This is a genomic window from Microlunatus endophyticus, from assembly GCF_014646195.1.
GTDB classification, from domain to species: Bacteria; Actinomycetota; Actinomycetes; order Propionibacteriales; family Propionibacteriaceae; genus Microlunatus; species Microlunatus endophyticus.
Genome location: NZ_BMMZ01000001.1, coordinates 147,400 through 163,670 on the forward strand (window position 1 = coordinate 147,400; position 16,271 = coordinate 163,670).

The following is a 16,271-nucleotide window of genomic DNA, read 5'->3' on the forward strand; positions in this document are numbered from 1 at the left end:
GGCTCAGCGCAAGGTGATCTTCACCGCGTGCGAGCCGATCGGCCGTGCGGCGGTGTGCCAGCTGGCCAGATCCATCCTGCTGATCGCGAAATAGCGGCTGCCGACCTGCACGCTGGAGACACCATGATCACGGGCGTTGGCCAGCGCGAAGTGGGCGTAGGACCAGGCCAGGGCCTGCGACTTCGCCGAGATCGTGATCACCACCCCGCTGCGCTTCGGATGGATCTTGTACGTCTTGTGCAGCGCCTTGCCGAGTCCGGCCGGGTCGGCCTGGTGCTGGTCACGGATCAGGCAGCGCAGCCCGGCCGGGCTCTGCCCGGTCAGCACTGAGGCCAGGATCCGGCCGTCGGCCTCGTGGTCGCGGTAGGCGTCCGGATAGCCACTGATCTGGATCTTCTGGGCGATCTCGGTGATGTCGGCCGACTCCCAGCCGTGGATCTTGACCAGCGCGTCGTAGAAGCGGCCGGTGGCGTAATAGGGATCCTGCAGCTGCTTGGCGGTTCCCCAGCCCATCGAGGGACGCTGCTGGAACAGCCCGATCGAGTCCCGGTCGCCATGATCGAGATTGCGCAGATTGCTCTCCTGGTAAGCAGTCGTGATCGCGATCGAGGCAGCCCGGGGAGCGAGCCCGCGGCGTACGGCCACACCGGCGATGATCGCGGCGTTCTGGACCTGTTCGGTGTCCACCGCGACCGCGTTGCCGGCGGCAGTCGCGACACAGCGCTGCTCGCCGGGGATCGGCTTGTGATCGGGGATCAGATGCACGACCACCAGTGCGGCCACCACCAGCACCGCCAGCAGCCCGACCACGATCAGCACCGCCGCTGCGGCGGTGTGTCTGCGACGTGCCATTCCTCGGGTTGCCCGTCGTCAGATCGCGTGCAGCGACTCGTTCAGCGCAACGGTCCGACCGGCACGATCCCGTACCTCGACGGCGCCGGTCAGCGAATTGCGGATGAAGAGCAGGTTGTCCTGGCCCGACAGTTCGAGGGCCTTGACCACCCGGTCCTCGCCGCCGTCCTTGCCGCGCAGGGTGATCTTGGTGCCTGCGGTCACGTAGAGCCCGGCCTCGACGACGCAGTCGTTGCCCAGCGAGATGCCGATCCCGGCGTTGGCGCCGATCAGGCTGCGCTCGCCGACCGAGACGATGTGGGTGCCGCCGCCCGACATCGTGCCCATGATCGAGGCGCCGCCGCCGACGTCGGAGTCCTTGCCGATCACCACGCCCTGGCTGACCCGGCCCTCGATCATGGCCGGGCCGAGGGTGCCGGCGTTGAAATTCACGAAGCCCTCGTGCATCACGACGGTGCCCGGCGCGAGGTGGGCTCCCAGTCGCACCCGGGACGCGTCACCGATCCGGACGCCGGAGGGGATCACGTAGTCCAGCATCCGCGGGAACTTGTCCACTGCGTGCACGGTGAGCTCCCGGCGATCGGCCCGCATCCGGGTCCGGATCGCCTCGAAGCCGTCGACCGCGCACGGCCCGACCGAGGTCCAGACGACCGTGTTGAGCAGGCCGGCCCAGCCGTCGAGGTTGATCTCGCGGGGGCGTACCAGCCGGTGGCTGAGCAGATGCAGCCGGAGGTAGACGTCGGCGGCGCTGACCGGCGGCTGGTCCAGGTCGATCACCGTGTGCACCAGCTCGGTGTGCACGTGCCGGATCGGGTCGCCGCTGCTGGCGCCCGCAGCGGTGATCGCCAGTTCCTCGGGCGGGGCGGCGGTGTCGGGCGCGCCGAGCTGCGGCTCCGGGTAGTAGGTGTCGAGCACCTGACCCGAGGCGTGCGCAGTGGCGATGCCCCAGCCCCAGGCGGTCCGGCCCTGATCGTCGGTTGCATCGCGGGTCACATCGGGGGTCACATCGCGGGTCACATCGTCGGTCACGGGGCAACTTTATGTGCTCCGGTGGATACACTCGCCGCATGGAGTGGGCGATCGCGATCCTGGTGATCGCCGTGCTGGGAGCAGCGGCCGTCGTTGCGGCCGGGGGAGTCGGAGAGATGAACCGGGAACCGGTCCGTGACACCTACCGCCAGGACCTGCCTGACCGGCCGTTGACCGGTGCCGAATTGGAGGAGTTGCGCTTCGGCATCACGATCCGGGGCTATGCGATGGATCAGGTCGACGACGTCCTGGCCAGGCTCAGCCACGAGATCGCCGACCGCGACGCCCTGATCAGCCGGCTGACCAGCGCACACCCCCGCGAACACACCAGCGAACACACCAGCCGAGACAGCACGGATAGGAAGGTGGCCCGGTGACACTGCGATTCAACGGGTCAGCGATGGTGCCGGCCGCACCGGCCGAGGTCTGGCCGCATCTGGTCGACTGGGTCGGCCAGTCCCGCTGGATCCCGCTGACCACCATGCGGGTGATCCAGGAAAGGGTCGAGGGCCTGGGATCACGGATCCGGGCCGAACACGGACCGCGCGTGGGCCGCAAACGGGTCGGGATCAGCGACGAGATGGTGGTGACCGGCTGGGAACCGCCGTACGAGCTTGAGGTGGCCCATCTGGGTCCCTGGTTCACCGGCGTCGGCGTCTTCACCATCGAGGCCCGCGGGCTGCGCAGTTGGCTGTCGATCCGGGAGCGGGTCGATCTGCCCGGCGGCCGGGCAGCTGAGGCCGCGGTCCTGGCCGTACGGCCGGTGCTGCAACGCCAGCTGACCGGGAGCCTGCGCAAATTCGCCCAGCTGGTCGCCGACCATGCGCCGCGCCCGACCGAACTGTCCGACCCGGCCCGCCGCTACCTGGCCCGGCACACTCGGGCCGCGGTCTTCGACGACGAGGCGGCCAAGCGGAAACGCCGCCAGGACCGGCGCCGCCATTCGGACTCCGAAAGGGTCAGCTGATCGTGCCGGAGGCGCACAGCGGGTCCGTCGTCGGGCCCGACGGCCGTCGACGCTGCCCGTGGGGCACCGGCGATCCGGTCTATCTGGACTATCACGACACCGAATGGGGCAGACCCGTCAGCAGCGTCCAGGGCCTGTACGAGCGGTTGACGCTCGAGGCGTTCCAGTCCGGGCTGTCCTGGATCACCATCCTGCGCAAGCGTCCCGCCTTCCGGGCCGCCTTCGCCGGCTTCGTCCCCGAACAGGTGGCAGCGTTCACAGACCACGACGTCGTACGACTGATGGCAGACGCCGGGATCGTCCGCAACCGGGCCAAGATCGAGGCAGCGATCAGCAACGCCCGGGTGGTGGCCGACTGGGGCCAGGGCTTCGCCGAACTGGTGCTGTCCTACGCCGAACCCGATCGGCCGCGGCCGGCCCACGTCAGTGCCATCCCCGCGGTGACGCCGGAATCGTTTGCGCTGTCCAAGGCCCTGAAGAAGCACGGCATCCGGTTCTTCGGCCCGACCACCGCCTACGCCAGCATGCAGGCCGTCGGCCTGGTCGACGACCACCTGGTTGATTGTTTCGTCACTCTCTGATCTAGGCAAATACTTCGCCACGCGAAACCCCAGGTGTTGCGCCCGATGCCCGCCCGAGGCTCCGGATACGGGATAATGGGCTGCAAGCCCGTGAGCGGGCTTCATGGCTGAAAGACAGAGATGAGGATGCAATGGCTGCGATGAAGCCGCGGACCGGCGACGGTCCGATGGAGGTCACCAAGGAAGGCCGCGAGATCGTCATGCGCGTTCCGCTCGAGGGCGGCGGCCGACTCGTGGTCGAGCTCAACGCGGATGAGGCAGCCGAGTTGGCCGGAGCCCTCAAAGAGGTCGTCGGCTGAGCTATCGCCGATCCTGAGCGGCCCGGATCCAACGGGATCCGGGCCGTTGTTATGCCCAGCAGGGAGCACAGCGCCGCGCTACGAGGTCAGCAGGGAACGCCAGCGGCTCGACGAACTCGAGACACCCGGGTCGGGATCACTCGCCGATAGCCCGGATCAGTCAGGTTCGATCTCCTGCGCGGCGGCATGGACGTAGCTCTCGAGGACGGACCGCAGAAGCCCGATTGTGCGCTCGAGGGTGTCGATCTCGTCACCGTCGAGCGCCGCCAGGGCCTCGTCGAGCTGCTGGGCGAGCGGCTCGAAGAACGCGTCCGCGGCGTCGTTGATCGATGTCGTGGAGCGCAGGGTGACCACGCGCCGGTCTGCGTGTTCTCGGGTTCGCTGGATGAATCCGCCGGTTTCGAGGCGGGAGAGCAGGATCGAGGTCGCCCCGGGTGACAGGCCGATCCGCTCCGCCAATCGCGCCGGCGTGAGGAGCCGACCCTGGTCTTCGTGTTCGATGATCTGCACCACTGCGGCCGCATCGCTGAGGTGCATGCGGTTGCTGCGTGCGAACAACCGGAGGAGTTCGTTCTGCGCCGAGCCGAATGCGGTGAGGCCGGCAAGAAGACGCTGGCGCTGCTTCGGCCTCGAAGCTCCGTCCGTCATCGAGTTCTGCTCCCTGCCCGAGTGTCGCCGACGGTCAAATAGTTCGACTACAAAATAGTTTCGCACACCGCGCTTGATTTCCGTGAGTGATGCTCCTTGCCGCTAGATTATTATGTGGCATAATAATTTTGTGGCGGAAGTGAATCGGATCGGGCGTCTGGCCCGGCCTCGCCGCTCGCGAAGGAGATCGATAACCCATGAACCCCGTCGTCATCGTCGGAGCCGGCCTCGCCGGGCTGACGCTCGCCCGCGTGCTGCACCTCAACGACATCCCTGCCGTCGTCTACGAGGGGGAGGAGTCGTTGAATCCGCGCGCGCAGGGCGGCCAGCTCGATATTCACGACTTCAACGGCCAGGTCGCCCTGAGGCAGTGCCAGCTCATGGACGAGTTCCGGTCGGTCATCACCATGGGCGCGGAGGCCATGCGGTTCCTCGACACGGACGGCCAGGTCGTCGGTGAGATCCCCGACGACGGTGAGCTCACCAACCCCGAAGTGCTCCGCGGCGAGCTGCGACGCATCCTCGTCGAGTCGCTGCCCGAGGGCACTGTCCGATGGGGGCACAAGGTCGCATCGGTCGAGGCGGCGAACGGCGCACACCGGGTCAATTTCGCGGACGGGGAATCGGTCGGGGCCGATGTGCTTGTCGGGGCGGATGGTGCCTGGTCGCGGGTGCGGGCCTACCTGGGCGGCGCTGTCCCGGAGTACACCGGCACCCTCTGGGCCGAGACGTTCCTGCACGATGTCGAAGTGCGTCACCCAGCCGCCGCCGCGATCGTCGGCCGCGGGGCGATGCTCGCGATGCAACCGGGGAAAGGCATCTTCGGACACCGCGAAGCGAACGAGGTCATCCACAGCTATGTGGTGATGAAGAAGCCGCTGTCCTGGTCGGACACCCTCGATCTGACCAATCGTGAGCGGGCGCTGCGAACCATCGCCGACCAGCTCGGTGATGGATGGGCGCCGCAACTGATCGAGTTGATCACCGCCGGCGATACCGCCCCCGTGATCCGGCCGATCTGGGGCCTGCCGCTCGGACACACCTGGGACCGGGTCTCCGGCGTGATGCTGGTCGGCGACGCCGCGCACCTCACCCCGCCCGACGGCGACGGTGCGAACTGGGCCCTGTTCGACGGCGCTGAGCTCGGCACGCTGATCGCGGAGAACCCGGGCGACATCGATGCCGCGTTCGACGCCTTCGCCGAACGGATGCTGCCCCGTAGCGCCGAGTCCTCCGAGGAGGGCTACCAGTCCTTCGAACGCACGTTCGGCTACAACGCACCCGCCAACCTGCGGAACATGATGGAGGGCATCAAGACCTACGGGCGCGAATACCACCAGTAGCGACGAACTTGACGGGCCAACTGCCTCACCCGCGGGACTGGAGCAGGTCCGGCCCCTCGTCGTCGGTCAGCTGGCGAAAGTCGCGGTAGGCCGCGCCCACCTCGGCGATGCGCGTCGTGACCGGTTCGACCAGCACAAGGTCGGCCGCCTGACGGTCACGAAATCTCATCGCGATCTAGCCTCCAGCGTGCACCTCGACCGCGCGCTGATAGACAGCAACCGTCTCGGCCGCGATCTTGGCCCAGGAGAATTCGTCGATGGCCCGTTGCCGCCCGGCCCGGCCGAATCCCGCCGCGCGGTCGGGGTCACGGATCAGTTCATTGATCCGGTCGGCGAGCGTGGCCTCGAAGGTTGCGACCGCGGCCGGGTCGTCGGCGCGTGCGGGGTCGTAGTCGACCAGCGAGCCGGTCCGACCGTCGACCACGACCTCCGGGATGCCGCCGACGGCGCTGGCGACCACTGCTGTCTCGCAGGCCATCGCCTCGAGATTGACGATGCCGAGCGGTTCGTAGACCGACGGGCAGCAGAACACTGTCGCGTGACTGAGGATCTGCCGGACCTCAGCCCGCGGCAGCATCTTCTCGATCCACACCACGTTGCCGCGGGAACGCTCCAACTCGGCGAATGCGTCGCCGACCTGGCGGGCGATCTCCGGGGTGTCCGGAGCGCCGGCCAGCAACACCAGCTGGGTGTCCGGGTCCAGCCGTGCTGCGGCCCGGACCAGATGGATCAGTCCTTTCTGCCGGGTGATCCGCCCGACGAAGACCACCGACGGGCGGCCCGGATCGATGCCGTACGCGTCCAGCGCCGACTGGTCATGGTCGGGCTTGAACTCGTCGGTGTCGATGCCGTTACGGACCACGTGCACCCTGTCCGGGTCGAGATCAGCGTAGGAGGCCAGGACGTCGGTCCGCATGCCGGAGGAGACCGCGATCACCGCATCCGCGGCCAGGAATGCCTCCCGTTCCGCCCACGACGACAGCCGGTACCCGCCGCCGAGTTGTTCGGCTTTCCACGGCCGATGCGGTTCCAGCGAGTGTGCGGTGACCACGTGCGGGATGTCGTGGAACAGTCCGGAGAGCCGGCCGGCGAGATTGGCGTACCAGGTGTGGCTGTGGACAAGATCAACATCGTCGCCGATGGCCGCGGTCATCGACAGATCTGCGCCGAAGACCCGCAGCGCGGCGTTGGCGCCGGCCGGGAAGTCCTCGGCATGGGCGGTGGCACCGTCGCGGGGCTCACCCATGCACTGGACGTCGACCTCGATCAACCGCCGCAGCTGAGGTACGAGCTGTGCGACGTGAACGCCCGCCCCGCCGTAGATGGTCGGAGGGTATTCCCGGGTCAACACGGAGACCTTCATGTGGGGCATCGTTGCACGCACGGCCCGCTACCTCTAGGTTCACTGCATGGCGGTGCGTCCGAAGATCTTGTCGATAGTGCTGGCGGGCGGCGAAGGCAAGCGGCTGATGCCGTTGACCATGGACCGCGCCAAACCGGCCGTGCCGTTCGGGGGGACGTATCGGTTGATCGACTTCGTGTTGTCCAACCTGGCCAACGCCGGGCTCCGCCAGGTCGCGGTCCTCACCCAGTACAAATCGCACTCACTCGACCGGCACATCTCGCTGACCTGGCGGATGTCGACGATGCTCGGCAACTACGTCACCCCGGTACCGGCCCAGCAGCGCCGCGGGCCGCGCTGGTACCAGGGCAGTGCCGACGCGATCTTTCAGTCGATGAATCTGATCACCGATGAGGATCCGGACTACATCGTCGTGTTCGGGGCGGACAACATCTACCGGATGGACGTCTCGCAGATGGTCGAGGCGCACATCGACAGCGGACTGGACTGCACCGTCGCCGGGATCCGGGTGCCGCGCGATCAGGCGAGCTCCTTCGGAGTGATCGACGCCGATCTGGACAACAAGATCAAATCCTTCCTGGAGAAGCCGGCCGATCCGCCCGGGCTGGCCGATGATCCGGAGTCCTCCTACGCCTCGATGGGCAACTACATCTTCACCAAGACCGCACTCATCGATGCCCTGGAGGCTGACGCCGACGACCCGGAGTCCCGGCACGACATGGGCGGCGACATCATCCCCGGATTCGTCGACCAGGGTGCCGCCCAGGTCTACGACTTCACCCAGAACTCCGTCCCCGGGGCGACGGCCAAGGACATCAACTACTGGCGCGATGTCGGCACCATCGACGCCTATCACGAGGCGCACATGGATCTGGTCTCGGTCGATCCGATCTTCAACCTCTACAACGACGACTGGCCGATCTGGACCTACCCGGTGCAGATGCCGGGCGCCAAATTCGTCCTGGAGGGGACTGCCGAGGACTCGATCGTCAGCCCCGGCTGCATCATCTCCGGTGGCCAGGTGGAGAGTTCGGTGCTGGCCCCCGCGATCGTGTTGCAGGAGCGTTCCCAGATCAACCGGTCGGTGCTGCTGAGCGGAGTCCGGGTCGGCCCGGGGGCGGTGGTGGACAACGCCATCCTGGACAAGAATGTGATCGTGCCCGCGGGCGCTCAGGTCGGTGTCGACCACGAGGCGGACCTGGCTCGCGGCTACACCGTGTCGAGCGGCGGCATCACGGTCGTCGGCAAGGGCGTCACGGTCTCACTGACCTAGCCACGCGGCGACACCAGGACCTACGACACCAGCACGTACGCACCGTAGCTTCGACGAAGGAGAGAGATGGCTGCCAAGAGGAAAGTCGATCTTGGTCCGCGGACCAAGAAGATCTTGATCGCGGTCGGTGCCGGTGAGACGGTGCTCAAGATCATCGCGCTGATCGACCTGATCCGCCGGCCGAAGGATTCGGTCCGCGGCAGCAAGATCGGCTGGGCGACGGCAATCGCGACGATCAACTCCGCCGGAGCCGTACCGATCGGTTATTTCCTGTTCGGCCGGAAGTCCTCCTAGCGCGCTCGTCGTCACCGTCGCGCGACGGCGCGGCGTTCGGCAGCGCCGCGCAACGCCGGCCGGGCGATCCCGAACCAGCCCAGCGCCGCGACGACGACCACACAGCCGCCGAGAATGACGAACGTCAAGCCGACCGGGAGGTCCCAGACGATCTCCCAGTCACGGCCGTCGAAGAACACCCTCTGCGTCTGGCCATGCCACGAATCGGTGACGCTCACCTCGTGGTGCCGGCCCGGATACCGCGGATCGTCGAAGTACAGGACGTAGGTCGTCTGGTCGTCGCAGCTGGTCCGGGACTGCCCGTTCGAATCGGTGTGGGTAGTGCAGGACCGCTTCGTGTGCTCGTCGTAATGGGTGATCGTGACGGTGTAGATCGTGGCGTTGCCCGGATACCGGATGAGGAACTGACTGCCCATCGACAGCAGGACCGTGAGCAGCACGGCGATCCCGATGATCGACCCGATGAACCGGAAGAGAGCGCGACGGATCGTCCGTTGCGGCACCCCGCCTCGCTTGTCGGTCAGAGCTTGACCGCTATCAACAGGCCGTCGCCGCTCGGGACGAGCGTGCTCAGGAGTTCCTCGTTCTCCCGGACCGCCTGTACGGCGTCGCGGATCGCAAGCGTCTCGTCGTCGTTGTTGCCCGGGTCGGCGGTGCGGTTGTGCCACAGGGTGTTGTCGATCACCAGCAGTCCGCCGTGCCGCAGCAGCCGGAACGACTGCTCGACGTACTCGGGGTATTCGAGCTTGTCCGCGTCGATCAGCACCAGGTCGTACGCCCCGTCGCTCAGCTTCGGCAGCACGTTGAGCGCGGCACCGGCGATCAGCCGGAACCGCTGGCTCGGGATGCCGACCGAGCGGTACGCCTGCCGGGCGGCGTTCTGGTGCTCCGGTTCGATGTCGACCGAGGTCAGGATGCCGTCCGGCTGCATGCCGGCGAAGAGCGCAAGACCGGAGACCCCGGCGCCGCTCCCGACCTCCACGACGGCGCGGGCGTTGATCGCCTTGGCCAGCACGGTGAGCGTGCTGGCCGCGCCGCGGCTGACCGGAGTGGCGCCGAACTGTCGGCCGGCCTGTCTGGCCTCGGTCGCCGCCGGATTCTCCTCGTTGAAGAGCTCGGCGTAGACCCAGGTGTCCTGGGTCGGGTATTCAGCGCCGGTCTGCGATGCAAGCGAGCCGAAGGGGCTGTCCGGGGTGGTCACGCTCCTTACCCTAGCGAAGGCCGGATCGCCAACGCCTAGGATGACGGCCATGAGTCACACCGTGACGGCTGAGCTCGTCGCCAATGTCCTCAAACTCGAGGCCGGTGTGGGCGACAGGGTGAAGGCAGCCGACCCGGTGCTGATCCTGGAGTCGATGAAGATGGAGATCCCGGTGCTCGCCGAGGTCGACGGAGTGATCGTCGAGATGGTCGCCGCGGTCGGTGATGTGGTCACCGACGGGGACCCGCTGGTAGTGATCGATGAACAAGGGGAGCTGAGATGATCTTCACCGAAGGGCCGCTGTTCGGCCGGCTGCTGACGGCGATGGTCACACCGTTCGACAAGGACCTGGCAGTCGACCTCGGCGTCGCGGCCGATCTCGCCCGCTACCTGGTCGACGATCTCGGCAACGACGGCCTGGTGATCAACGGCACCACCGGCGAGGCGCCGACCACCACCGACGAGGAGAAGGCTGCGGTGGTCGCTGCCGTGGTCGCGGCTGTGGGGGACCGGGCCAGCGTGCTCGCCGGCGTCGGCACCTTCGACACCCGCCACACCGTCGACGCTCTGCAGGCTGCCCGGCAGGCCGGCGCCGACGGCGCCCTGGTCGTGACCCCGTACTACAACCGGCCGCCGCAGTCGGGATTGATCCGGCACTTCACCGCGATCGCCGATGCCAGCGAGTTGCCGATCATGATCTACGACATCCCCAAGCGCACCGGGACACCGGTCGAGACACCGACCATGATCGAGCTCGCCGCGCACCCGCGGATCGTCGCGGTCAAGGACGCCAAGGGCGACCTGAGCGCTTCGTCGGAAGTGCTGGCTGCGACCGACCTGCTCTACTACGCCGGTGACGATGCGATGACGCTTCCGCTGCTGGCCATCGGCGGCGTCGGCGTGGTCGGCACCTCGACCCACTTCAGCGGCCGCGGCATGAAACAGCTCATCCAGGCCTTCCTGGACGGCAAGAATGACGAGGCGAGCCGACTGCACCAGCAGTTGATGCCGATCTTCACCGGCGTTTTCGCCACCCAGGGCTGCATCCTCGTCAAGGCCGGGCTGGCCCTGCAGGGCCACGCCGTGGGCGGACTGCGCTCCCCGATGGTGGAGGCCACCGATCAGCAGCGTGCCGCCTTGCAGCAGGCGCTGTCCACCGCCGGATTGTGAGGCGGAACCAACGGTTGCGGGCAGTCGTTGATCCGATCGGGAGTATTTGACAGCGACCTGCCAGCGACCTGCCAGTGACTAGGACTGCGGCGATAAGAAGGGTCCAAGAAAAGGGCGTCGAGACTTGGGCGGATTACCAGTGTTCTCACAGCGGTTTACCAGGCTGGTTCACAAGAATCCCGATGTGACCACCACGAAGGGCGAGCCGACCTCCGCCGAGCCTGCCGACTGGGCGCCCCCGACCTGGACTCCGCCGACCTGGGAAGAAGTGGTGCGCGAGCACAGCGCACGGGTCTACCGGCTGGCCTATCGGCTGACCGGCAACCCGCACGACGCCGAGGACCTCACTCAGGACGTGTTCGTCCGGGTCTTCCGTTCGCTGCACAAATTCCAGCCCGGCACCCTCGAGGGCTGGCTGCACCGGATCACCACCAACCTCTTCCTGGACGGCGCTCGGCGTCGCAAGAAGATCCGCTTCGACGGTCTTGCCGAAGGCAGCGAGGAGCGTCTGGAGGGCGGCATGCCGGCGCCGGCCGAACAACTCGCCGATGCCGATCTGGATCATGACGTAGCCGCCGCGCTGGCCGCGCTGGCGCCGGAATTCCGCGCCGCGGTGGTGCTGTGCGACATCGAGGGCATGTCGTATGACGAGATCGCCGACGTCCTGGGCGTCAAGCTGGGCACCGTCCGCAGCCGGATCCACCGCGGACGCGCCCAGTTGCGTACGGCCCTGGCTCACCGCAGCCCGTCAGCGGAACACCGGCGCTATTTCGGCGTCGACGCCGAGGACGGCCGTTCGCGGCTGCCGGCACCGATGACGGGAGCCCTGGGCACGTCGTGAGACGACGATCATGTCGGGACTTCGCCGAGAGCCGTTCGGCGTACGTCGATGGTTACCTCGGGGAGAACGAACGGCAGGCATTGCTCGCCCACCTGTCCGACTGTGCGACCTGCCGGGAGGAGGTCGCTGCCCTGCAGCGGCTGCGGTCGCTGCTCACCGACACCGGCAGGCAGGCCGGCGTGCTGCCGGCCGACCTGACGTCGCGGCTGGCCGCCATCGCCGAGGCCGATGACGACCCGGACCAGTCCAGGACCGTACGACTGCGAACCGTCTCACTGGCCGGCATGGCAGTCCTGCTGGTACTGATCACCGGTGTCGGCTACCTGGCTGCGCCTCCCGAACGCGACGGAATCGCCGATCCCACCGCCGCCGTCCGGGCCGACTTCTCCAATGCCGTGTCCCAGCTTCCCCTGACCAGTCCTGCCGTTGCGGCCGCCCTGGCCGCAGATCCGCGCCGCCTCGGTGCCGGCGACACCGACCCCGACACAGACATCGATCCGGACCCGACGATGACCGGCCCCGCACTGGACCGGCAGCGGATCGTCGAGTTGCTGCAGCGCGCCGAATGGGCCTCGGCCCGGGTGTCCTACTCCGGGATCCAGCGGGTGATCGCGCCGCGTGACGACCGGACCAGCGCCGCCGACGTCAGCATCGACTTCGCCCCGACCACCGGCAGCCGGGTCGTCGTACGATCTCTGACCGGCACCGCTGTGATCGGCGGCACGCTTCCGACGCCGGCCGCCTCGCGAATCGCGGCGAACGACCTGATCTCCGCGCTGGCCGCCCGGTTCCGGTTGACCGGCGACAGCGGCGGCACCGTGCTCGGCCGTCCGGTGATCCGCGTGCAGGCGTGGCAGCGGGACCCGGCGCTCACCCAGCCGGAGTCGGTCTGGTGGATCGACTCGGCCACCGGTCTGGTGCTGCGGCAGCAGCTGTACGACCAGACCGGACGGCTGGTGCTGGCGGCCCGCTACACGCGTCTCGCGATCGAGCCGGCTGGCCCGTCGAGTCCCACTGTCCGCAACCTGCTCGCCGGGCCCACGCCCGCCGCACTGCTGACGCGGCCGACCACCACGGCCACCTTCACCACGGCCAGCGCCGGCGAACTGTCCCATCAGGGCTGGTTCTGCCAGGCCGAACTGGCCGGGATGCAACTGGTGCGGTTGCGTGCCGACGCTCCGGCCGAACCGGGCGTGCTGCACATGGTCTACACCGACGGACTGTCGACGGTCAGCGTGTTCGAGCGCCGTGGCCGGCTCACCGATCCGCCGTCGGCCTCGGCCTGGGATCCCACGCTCGCCGCCTACCGGGCCGATGCGATGGTCAACACCGCCACCTGGCAGTCCGGCACCGACGTCTTCACCGTCGCCACCGACGGTCCGACCGGACTCCGGGACAAGGTCGTCGCGGCGTTGCCCCACGATCCGGACGCCGGCCGAACTACGATGGGCCGCATCCGAGCGGGCTGGTCCCGCGTCCTGCACGCGTTGGGATAGACGATGTCTGAGAACGGCGGGTCCGGCGGCAGCGATCGGCCGGACCCGGGTTCTTTCCAGACCCCGGCCCGGCCGTACGACAACCCGGATCGGCCGCAGTTCCGCCCCGACTTCCACTCGCCGTACCAGAACCCGCCGCCGTACCAGCAGCCGCCCGGTTACGGTCCGTTCGGACCGACTGCACGACCGACTGCACCGCCGAGCATCCAGCAGGCCCCACTGCGTCCGGCCACGAGACCACGCAGCGCCGGGATCCTGGTGATCGCCGCTGTCCTGGCGGTGCTGCTCGGCGGCGGCGCCGGGTATCTGGGAGCGCGTCTCGGCACCCAGCAGCAGTCCGGTACGGCCGCGCCGGCCGCCTCCGCGCCGGCCCCCTCCGCGCCGGCCCCCCACCCGAAGTCGGCGACCAGCTCCGAGCCCAGTGCCGCTGCCCCGACCGCGGCATCGGCGCCGAAGGACTCCGGTTCGCCGATCCCGCCCGGCCGCGGCAGCGCCGACACCGTCCGGATCGCTGCGCGGATGCTGCCCAGCACCGTCACGATCGAGGTGTCCGTCGGCTCCGAGGGCGAACTCGGCTCCGGCTTCGTCCTGGACGACGACGGCCGGATCATGACCAACAACCACGTCGTCGCCGACGCCGCCGACGGCGGTTCGATCATGGTGACCTTCTCCGACGGCCACCGGTCCCGGGCCGAGATCCTCGGCCGCAGCCCGAGCTATGACCTGGCCGTGATCCAGGTCGCCGACCACGCCGGGCTGCACCCGGCCGACCTGGGCGACTCCGATCGTACGAAGGTGGGGGAGCCGGCGATCGCCATCGGTTCGCCGCTGGGCCTCGGCGGCACGGTGACCGAAGGAATCGTCTCCGCGATCGACCGTCCGGTCGCCGTCGGAGACCCCGACTCCTCCGACGGCCAGGCCTACCTGAACGCGATCCAGACCGACGCCCCGATCAATCACGGCAACTCCGGCGGTCCGCTGGTCAACGGTGACGGTGAGGTGATCGGCGTCGACTCCGCGATCCTGACCGGGTCATCGTCGGCCAGCGGCCAGGAGTCGGGCAACATCGGCATCGGATTCGCCATTCCGATCAACCAGGCGCGCCAGATCGCCGCGCTGCTGATCAAGGACGGCCATGCGACCTATCCGGTGATCGACGCGACGGTCACCAGCGACGGATCCGACAGCGGTGTGCGGCTGTCCAAGGTCGTCCGTGGCGGAGCCGCCGATGAGGCCGGACTGCGGGCCGACGACGTCATCACCGCGATCGACGGCAAGCGGGTGGCCGAGAGCGAGGACCTGATCGTGGCCATCCGGACCCACCGTCCCGGCGACGTCGTGAGACTGGAATTCAGGCGGAACGGAAGCTCTCACACGGTTCAGGTCCGCCTCGGGTCAAAACGGGGCTAACCTTTCTGCATGTTCGATATGGGGGCACCGGAGCTGCTGGTGCTGGGGATGCTCGCGATCATCGTGTTCGGACCGGACAAACTGCCCGGCATCGCGCGCAAGGCTGCGAAGGCGATCAGCTACGTGCGGCAGATGGCGGGCACCGCGCAGAACCAGCTGAAGAGCGAGCTCGGACCCGAGTTCGACGATCTCGACTTCCGCGACCTCAACCCCAAGGCATTCGTCCAGAAACATCTGTTCAGCGACGTCGATCCACTGGTGACGGACCTGAAGGATCAGTTCAGCGACATCAGCAGCCTCGGCATGAGCACCGTCACCGAGGCCACAACGGCCATCGACGACGCGAAGCGGCACGCCACGGCCCAATCGATCACGACCGGGAACGGCGTGGTCGCCACGATCATGCCGGCCCTGGCCGCTCCGCGGATCACCACCCCGTACGACCCGGACGCGACGTAGTCGATCACGGGTAACCAAGGACCTCGGGGCGCTTGCGCATCCAGGCCAGCACCGAGGCGACACCGTCGGCGAGGTCGTGTTCGGCCTTCCACTCCAGCACACGTTCAGCCTTGCTGACGTTGGCATAGGCGCCCACCGCGTCGCCCGGCCGGGGTGGCGCAGTGCGGGTCGGGATCGGTGCGCCGGACACCCGTTCGACGGTCCGAACCAGTTCGCCGATGGTGACGCCGGAGCCGGTGCCGATGTTGATCACGGTGCTGGTCGCGTTCAGCTCGGCCAGCACCCGGTCGAAGTCCTCGACGGCCCGGACGTGGGCGCGTGCCAGATCCCAGACATGGATGTAGTCACGGATCCCGGTCCCGTCGGCGGTGGGGTAGTCGGTGCCGGTGATGATGAATTCCGGCAGTTGACCGAGGGCGACCCGGGCCAGGATCGGTACGACGTGGGTCGGGTCGGCGTTGTAGACGCCCGATTCCAGGTCGGGATCGGAGCCGATCGGGTTGAAATAGCGCAGGATGATCGTCCGCAGCTCGGTCGCGGCGGACAGGTCGATCAAGATCGACTCCAACATGGCCTTCGTCCGCGCATACGGCGACTGCGGCGCCAGCGGCGATTCCTCGGTCACCTCGAAGGTCTCGGTCGGGGCGTACAACGACGCGGACGAGCTGAACAGCACCCGCGGCTTGCCCAGCCGGGTCAGTTCGTCGAAGAGCACCAACGATCGCGCGACGTTGTTGTCGTAATAGCCGTACGGCTCGGCGACCGACTCCGGGACCACCACCCGGGCCGCCATGTGGATCGTCGCACCGAGGTCGGGATGATCATCGACGATCCGTCGCAGCAAGCTGCGGTCGGCGATATCGCCCTGGTAGAAGATCCGGTCCCGCACGAAGACCCGCGGGCCGATCTCCAGCGAGTCCAGGATGATCGGGGTGTGCCCGGCCGACTCCAGCGCCTTGGCGGTTACCGAGCCGATGTAGCCGGCACCACCGGTGACCATCACCTTCATGGTTGGGACCCGTTCGTGGTTGGGATCGGGGGCGAC

General features: G+C 68.0%; 21 protein-coding genes. 13 read left to right on the top strand and 8 right to left on the bottom strand.

What is annotated here, in order from left to right; all coding sequences use genetic code 11:
- Positions 1-3: 3 nt before the first annotated feature.
- A complete protein-coding gene (locus IEY07_RS00790; protein ID WP_188893275.1) occupies positions 4-852 on the bottom strand; it encodes a hypothetical protein in 849 nt (282 codons plus the stop codon).
- Positions 853-870: 18 nt separating this feature from the next.
- Positions 871-1,881 carry a 2,3,4,5-tetrahydropyridine-2,6-dicarboxylate N-succinyltransferase gene (dapD, locus tag IEY07_RS00795; RefSeq protein WP_373288786.1) on the bottom strand — a complete coding sequence of 337 codons (1,011 nt, stop codon included), beginning with the start codon at positions 1,879-1,881 and terminating at the stop codon, positions 871-873.
- A 38-nt stretch (positions 1,882-1,919) separates the two neighbouring features.
- On the opposite strand from dapD, the gene IEY07_RS00800 reads away from it, so the two are divergent.
- From IEY07_RS00800 to IEY07_RS00815, 4 genes are all read left to right on the top strand, one after another.
- Positions 1,920-2,258 carry a DivIVA domain-containing protein gene (locus IEY07_RS00800; RefSeq protein WP_188893276.1) on the top strand — a complete coding sequence of 113 codons (339 nt, stop codon included), beginning with the start codon at positions 1,920-1,922 and terminating at the stop codon, positions 2,256-2,258.
- Positions 2,255-2,848, top strand: a complete 594-nt coding sequence (locus tag IEY07_RS00805; protein ID WP_188893277.1) for an SRPBCC family protein — start codon at positions 2,255-2,257, stop codon at positions 2,846-2,848. The genes IEY07_RS00800 and IEY07_RS00805 overlap by 4 nt, the downstream gene beginning before the upstream one ends.
- A 2-nt stretch (positions 2,849-2,850) precedes the next feature.
- Positions 2,851-3,429: a DNA-3-methyladenine glycosylase I gene (locus IEY07_RS00810; RefSeq protein ID WP_188893278.1), complete on the top strand. Its 579-nt coding sequence runs from the start codon at positions 2,851-2,853 to the stop codon at positions 3,427-3,429.
- 131 nt (positions 3,430-3,560) lie between these two features.
- Positions 3,561-3,728, top strand: coding sequence for a DUF3117 domain-containing protein (locus IEY07_RS00815; protein WP_091521298.1), 168 nt, complete (start codon positions 3,561-3,563; stop codon positions 3,726-3,728).
- A 156-nt stretch (positions 3,729-3,884) separates the two neighbouring features.
- Here IEY07_RS00815 and IEY07_RS00820 read toward each other — a convergent pair whose 3' ends face one another.
- Complete coding sequence (locus IEY07_RS00820; protein ID WP_188893279.1) at positions 3,885-4,376, bottom strand: MarR family winged helix-turn-helix transcriptional regulator; 492 nt, start codon at positions 4,374-4,376, stop codon at positions 3,885-3,887.
- A 197-nt stretch (positions 4,377-4,573) separates the two neighbouring features.
- On the opposite strand from IEY07_RS00820, the gene IEY07_RS00825 reads away from it, so the two are divergent.
- Positions 4,574-5,719: an FAD-dependent oxidoreductase gene (locus tag IEY07_RS00825; RefSeq protein ID WP_188893280.1), complete on the top strand. Its 1,146-nt coding sequence runs from the start codon at positions 4,574-4,576 to the stop codon at positions 5,717-5,719.
- A gap of 25 nt (positions 5,720-5,744) precedes the next feature.
- Here IEY07_RS00825 and IEY07_RS00830 read toward each other — a convergent pair whose 3' ends face one another.
- Both IEY07_RS00830 and glgA read right to left on the bottom strand, forming a co-directional pair.
- Positions 5,745-5,888, bottom strand: a complete 144-nt coding sequence (locus IEY07_RS00830; RefSeq protein ID WP_188893281.1) for a hypothetical protein — start codon at positions 5,886-5,888, stop codon at positions 5,745-5,747.
- Positions 5,889-5,894: 6 nt separating this feature from the next.
- The gene (glgA, locus tag IEY07_RS00835) at positions 5,895-7,082 is read right to left on the bottom strand and encodes a glycogen synthase (RefSeq protein ID WP_188893282.1); all 1,188 of its coding nucleotides are present in this window, start codon (positions 7,080-7,082) and stop codon (positions 5,895-5,897) included.
- Positions 7,083-7,128: 46 nt separating this feature from the next.
- Here glgA and glgC point away from each other — a divergent pair, with 46 nt between their 5' ends.
- Positions 7,129-8,355, top strand: a complete 1,227-nt coding sequence (glgC, locus tag IEY07_RS00840) for a glucose-1-phosphate adenylyltransferase (protein ID WP_188893283.1) — start codon at positions 7,129-7,131, stop codon at positions 8,353-8,355.
- A gap of 66 nt (positions 8,356-8,421) precedes the next feature.
- On the top strand, positions 8,422-8,649 hold the full coding sequence (locus tag IEY07_RS00845) for a PLD nuclease N-terminal domain-containing protein (protein WP_188893284.1): 228 nt from the start codon (positions 8,422-8,424) through the stop codon (positions 8,647-8,649).
- A gap of 11 nt (positions 8,650-8,660) precedes the next feature.
- Here IEY07_RS00845 and IEY07_RS00850 read toward each other — a convergent pair whose 3' ends face one another.
- Both IEY07_RS00850 and IEY07_RS00855 read right to left on the bottom strand, forming a co-directional pair.
- Positions 8,661-9,152: a hypothetical protein gene (locus IEY07_RS00850; RefSeq protein ID WP_188893285.1), complete on the bottom strand. Its 492-nt coding sequence runs from the start codon at positions 9,150-9,152 to the stop codon at positions 8,661-8,663.
- Between the two features lie 17 nt (positions 9,153-9,169).
- On the bottom strand, positions 9,170-9,850 hold the full coding sequence (locus IEY07_RS00855; protein ID WP_229669585.1) for an O-methyltransferase: 681 nt from the start codon (positions 9,848-9,850) through the stop codon (positions 9,170-9,172).
- Positions 9,851-9,899: 49 nt separating this feature from the next.
- Here IEY07_RS00855 and IEY07_RS00860 point away from each other — a divergent pair, with 49 nt between their 5' ends.
- From IEY07_RS00860 to IEY07_RS00885, 6 genes are all read left to right on the top strand, one after another.
- Positions 9,900-10,133 carry a biotin/lipoyl-binding carrier protein gene (locus IEY07_RS00860; RefSeq protein ID WP_188893287.1) on the top strand — a complete coding sequence of 78 codons (234 nt, stop codon included), beginning with the start codon at positions 9,900-9,902 and terminating at the stop codon, positions 10,131-10,133.
- Entirely contained in the window at positions 10,130-11,020 is an 891-nt protein-coding gene (gene dapA / locus IEY07_RS00865) for a 4-hydroxy-tetrahydrodipicolinate synthase (RefSeq protein WP_188893288.1), read from the top strand. The genes IEY07_RS00860 and dapA overlap by 4 nt, the downstream gene beginning before the upstream one ends.
- A 184-nt stretch (positions 11,021-11,204) precedes the next feature.
- Positions 11,205-11,861: an RNA polymerase sigma factor SigE gene (sigE, locus tag IEY07_RS00870; protein WP_188893289.1), complete on the top strand. Its 657-nt coding sequence runs from the start codon at positions 11,205-11,207 to the stop codon at positions 11,859-11,861.
- On the top strand, positions 11,858-13,357 hold the full coding sequence (locus IEY07_RS00875) for a zf-HC2 domain-containing protein (protein ID WP_188893290.1): 1,500 nt from the start codon (positions 11,858-11,860) through the stop codon (positions 13,355-13,357). Before sigE ends, IEY07_RS00875 begins: the two co-directional genes overlap by 4 nt.
- 3 nt (positions 13,358-13,360) lie before the next feature.
- The gene (locus IEY07_RS00880; protein WP_188893291.1) at positions 13,361-14,767 is read left to right on the top strand and encodes a S1C family serine protease; all 1,407 of its coding nucleotides are present in this window, start codon (positions 13,361-13,363) and stop codon (positions 14,765-14,767) included.
- A gap of 9 nt (positions 14,768-14,776) precedes the next feature.
- Positions 14,777-15,226 (top strand): sec-independent translocase, encoded by a 450-nt coding sequence (locus IEY07_RS00885; RefSeq protein ID WP_188893292.1) that lies wholly within the window; start codon positions 14,777-14,779, stop codon positions 15,224-15,226.
- 4 nt (positions 15,227-15,230) lie between these two features.
- On the opposite strand, the gene galE is transcribed toward IEY07_RS00885, so the two are convergent.
- On the bottom strand, positions 15,231-16,235 hold the full coding sequence (gene galE, locus IEY07_RS00890; protein ID WP_188893293.1) for a UDP-glucose 4-epimerase GalE: 1,005 nt from the start codon (positions 16,233-16,235) through the stop codon (positions 15,231-15,233).
- Positions 16,236-16,271 lie beyond the last annotated feature (36 nt).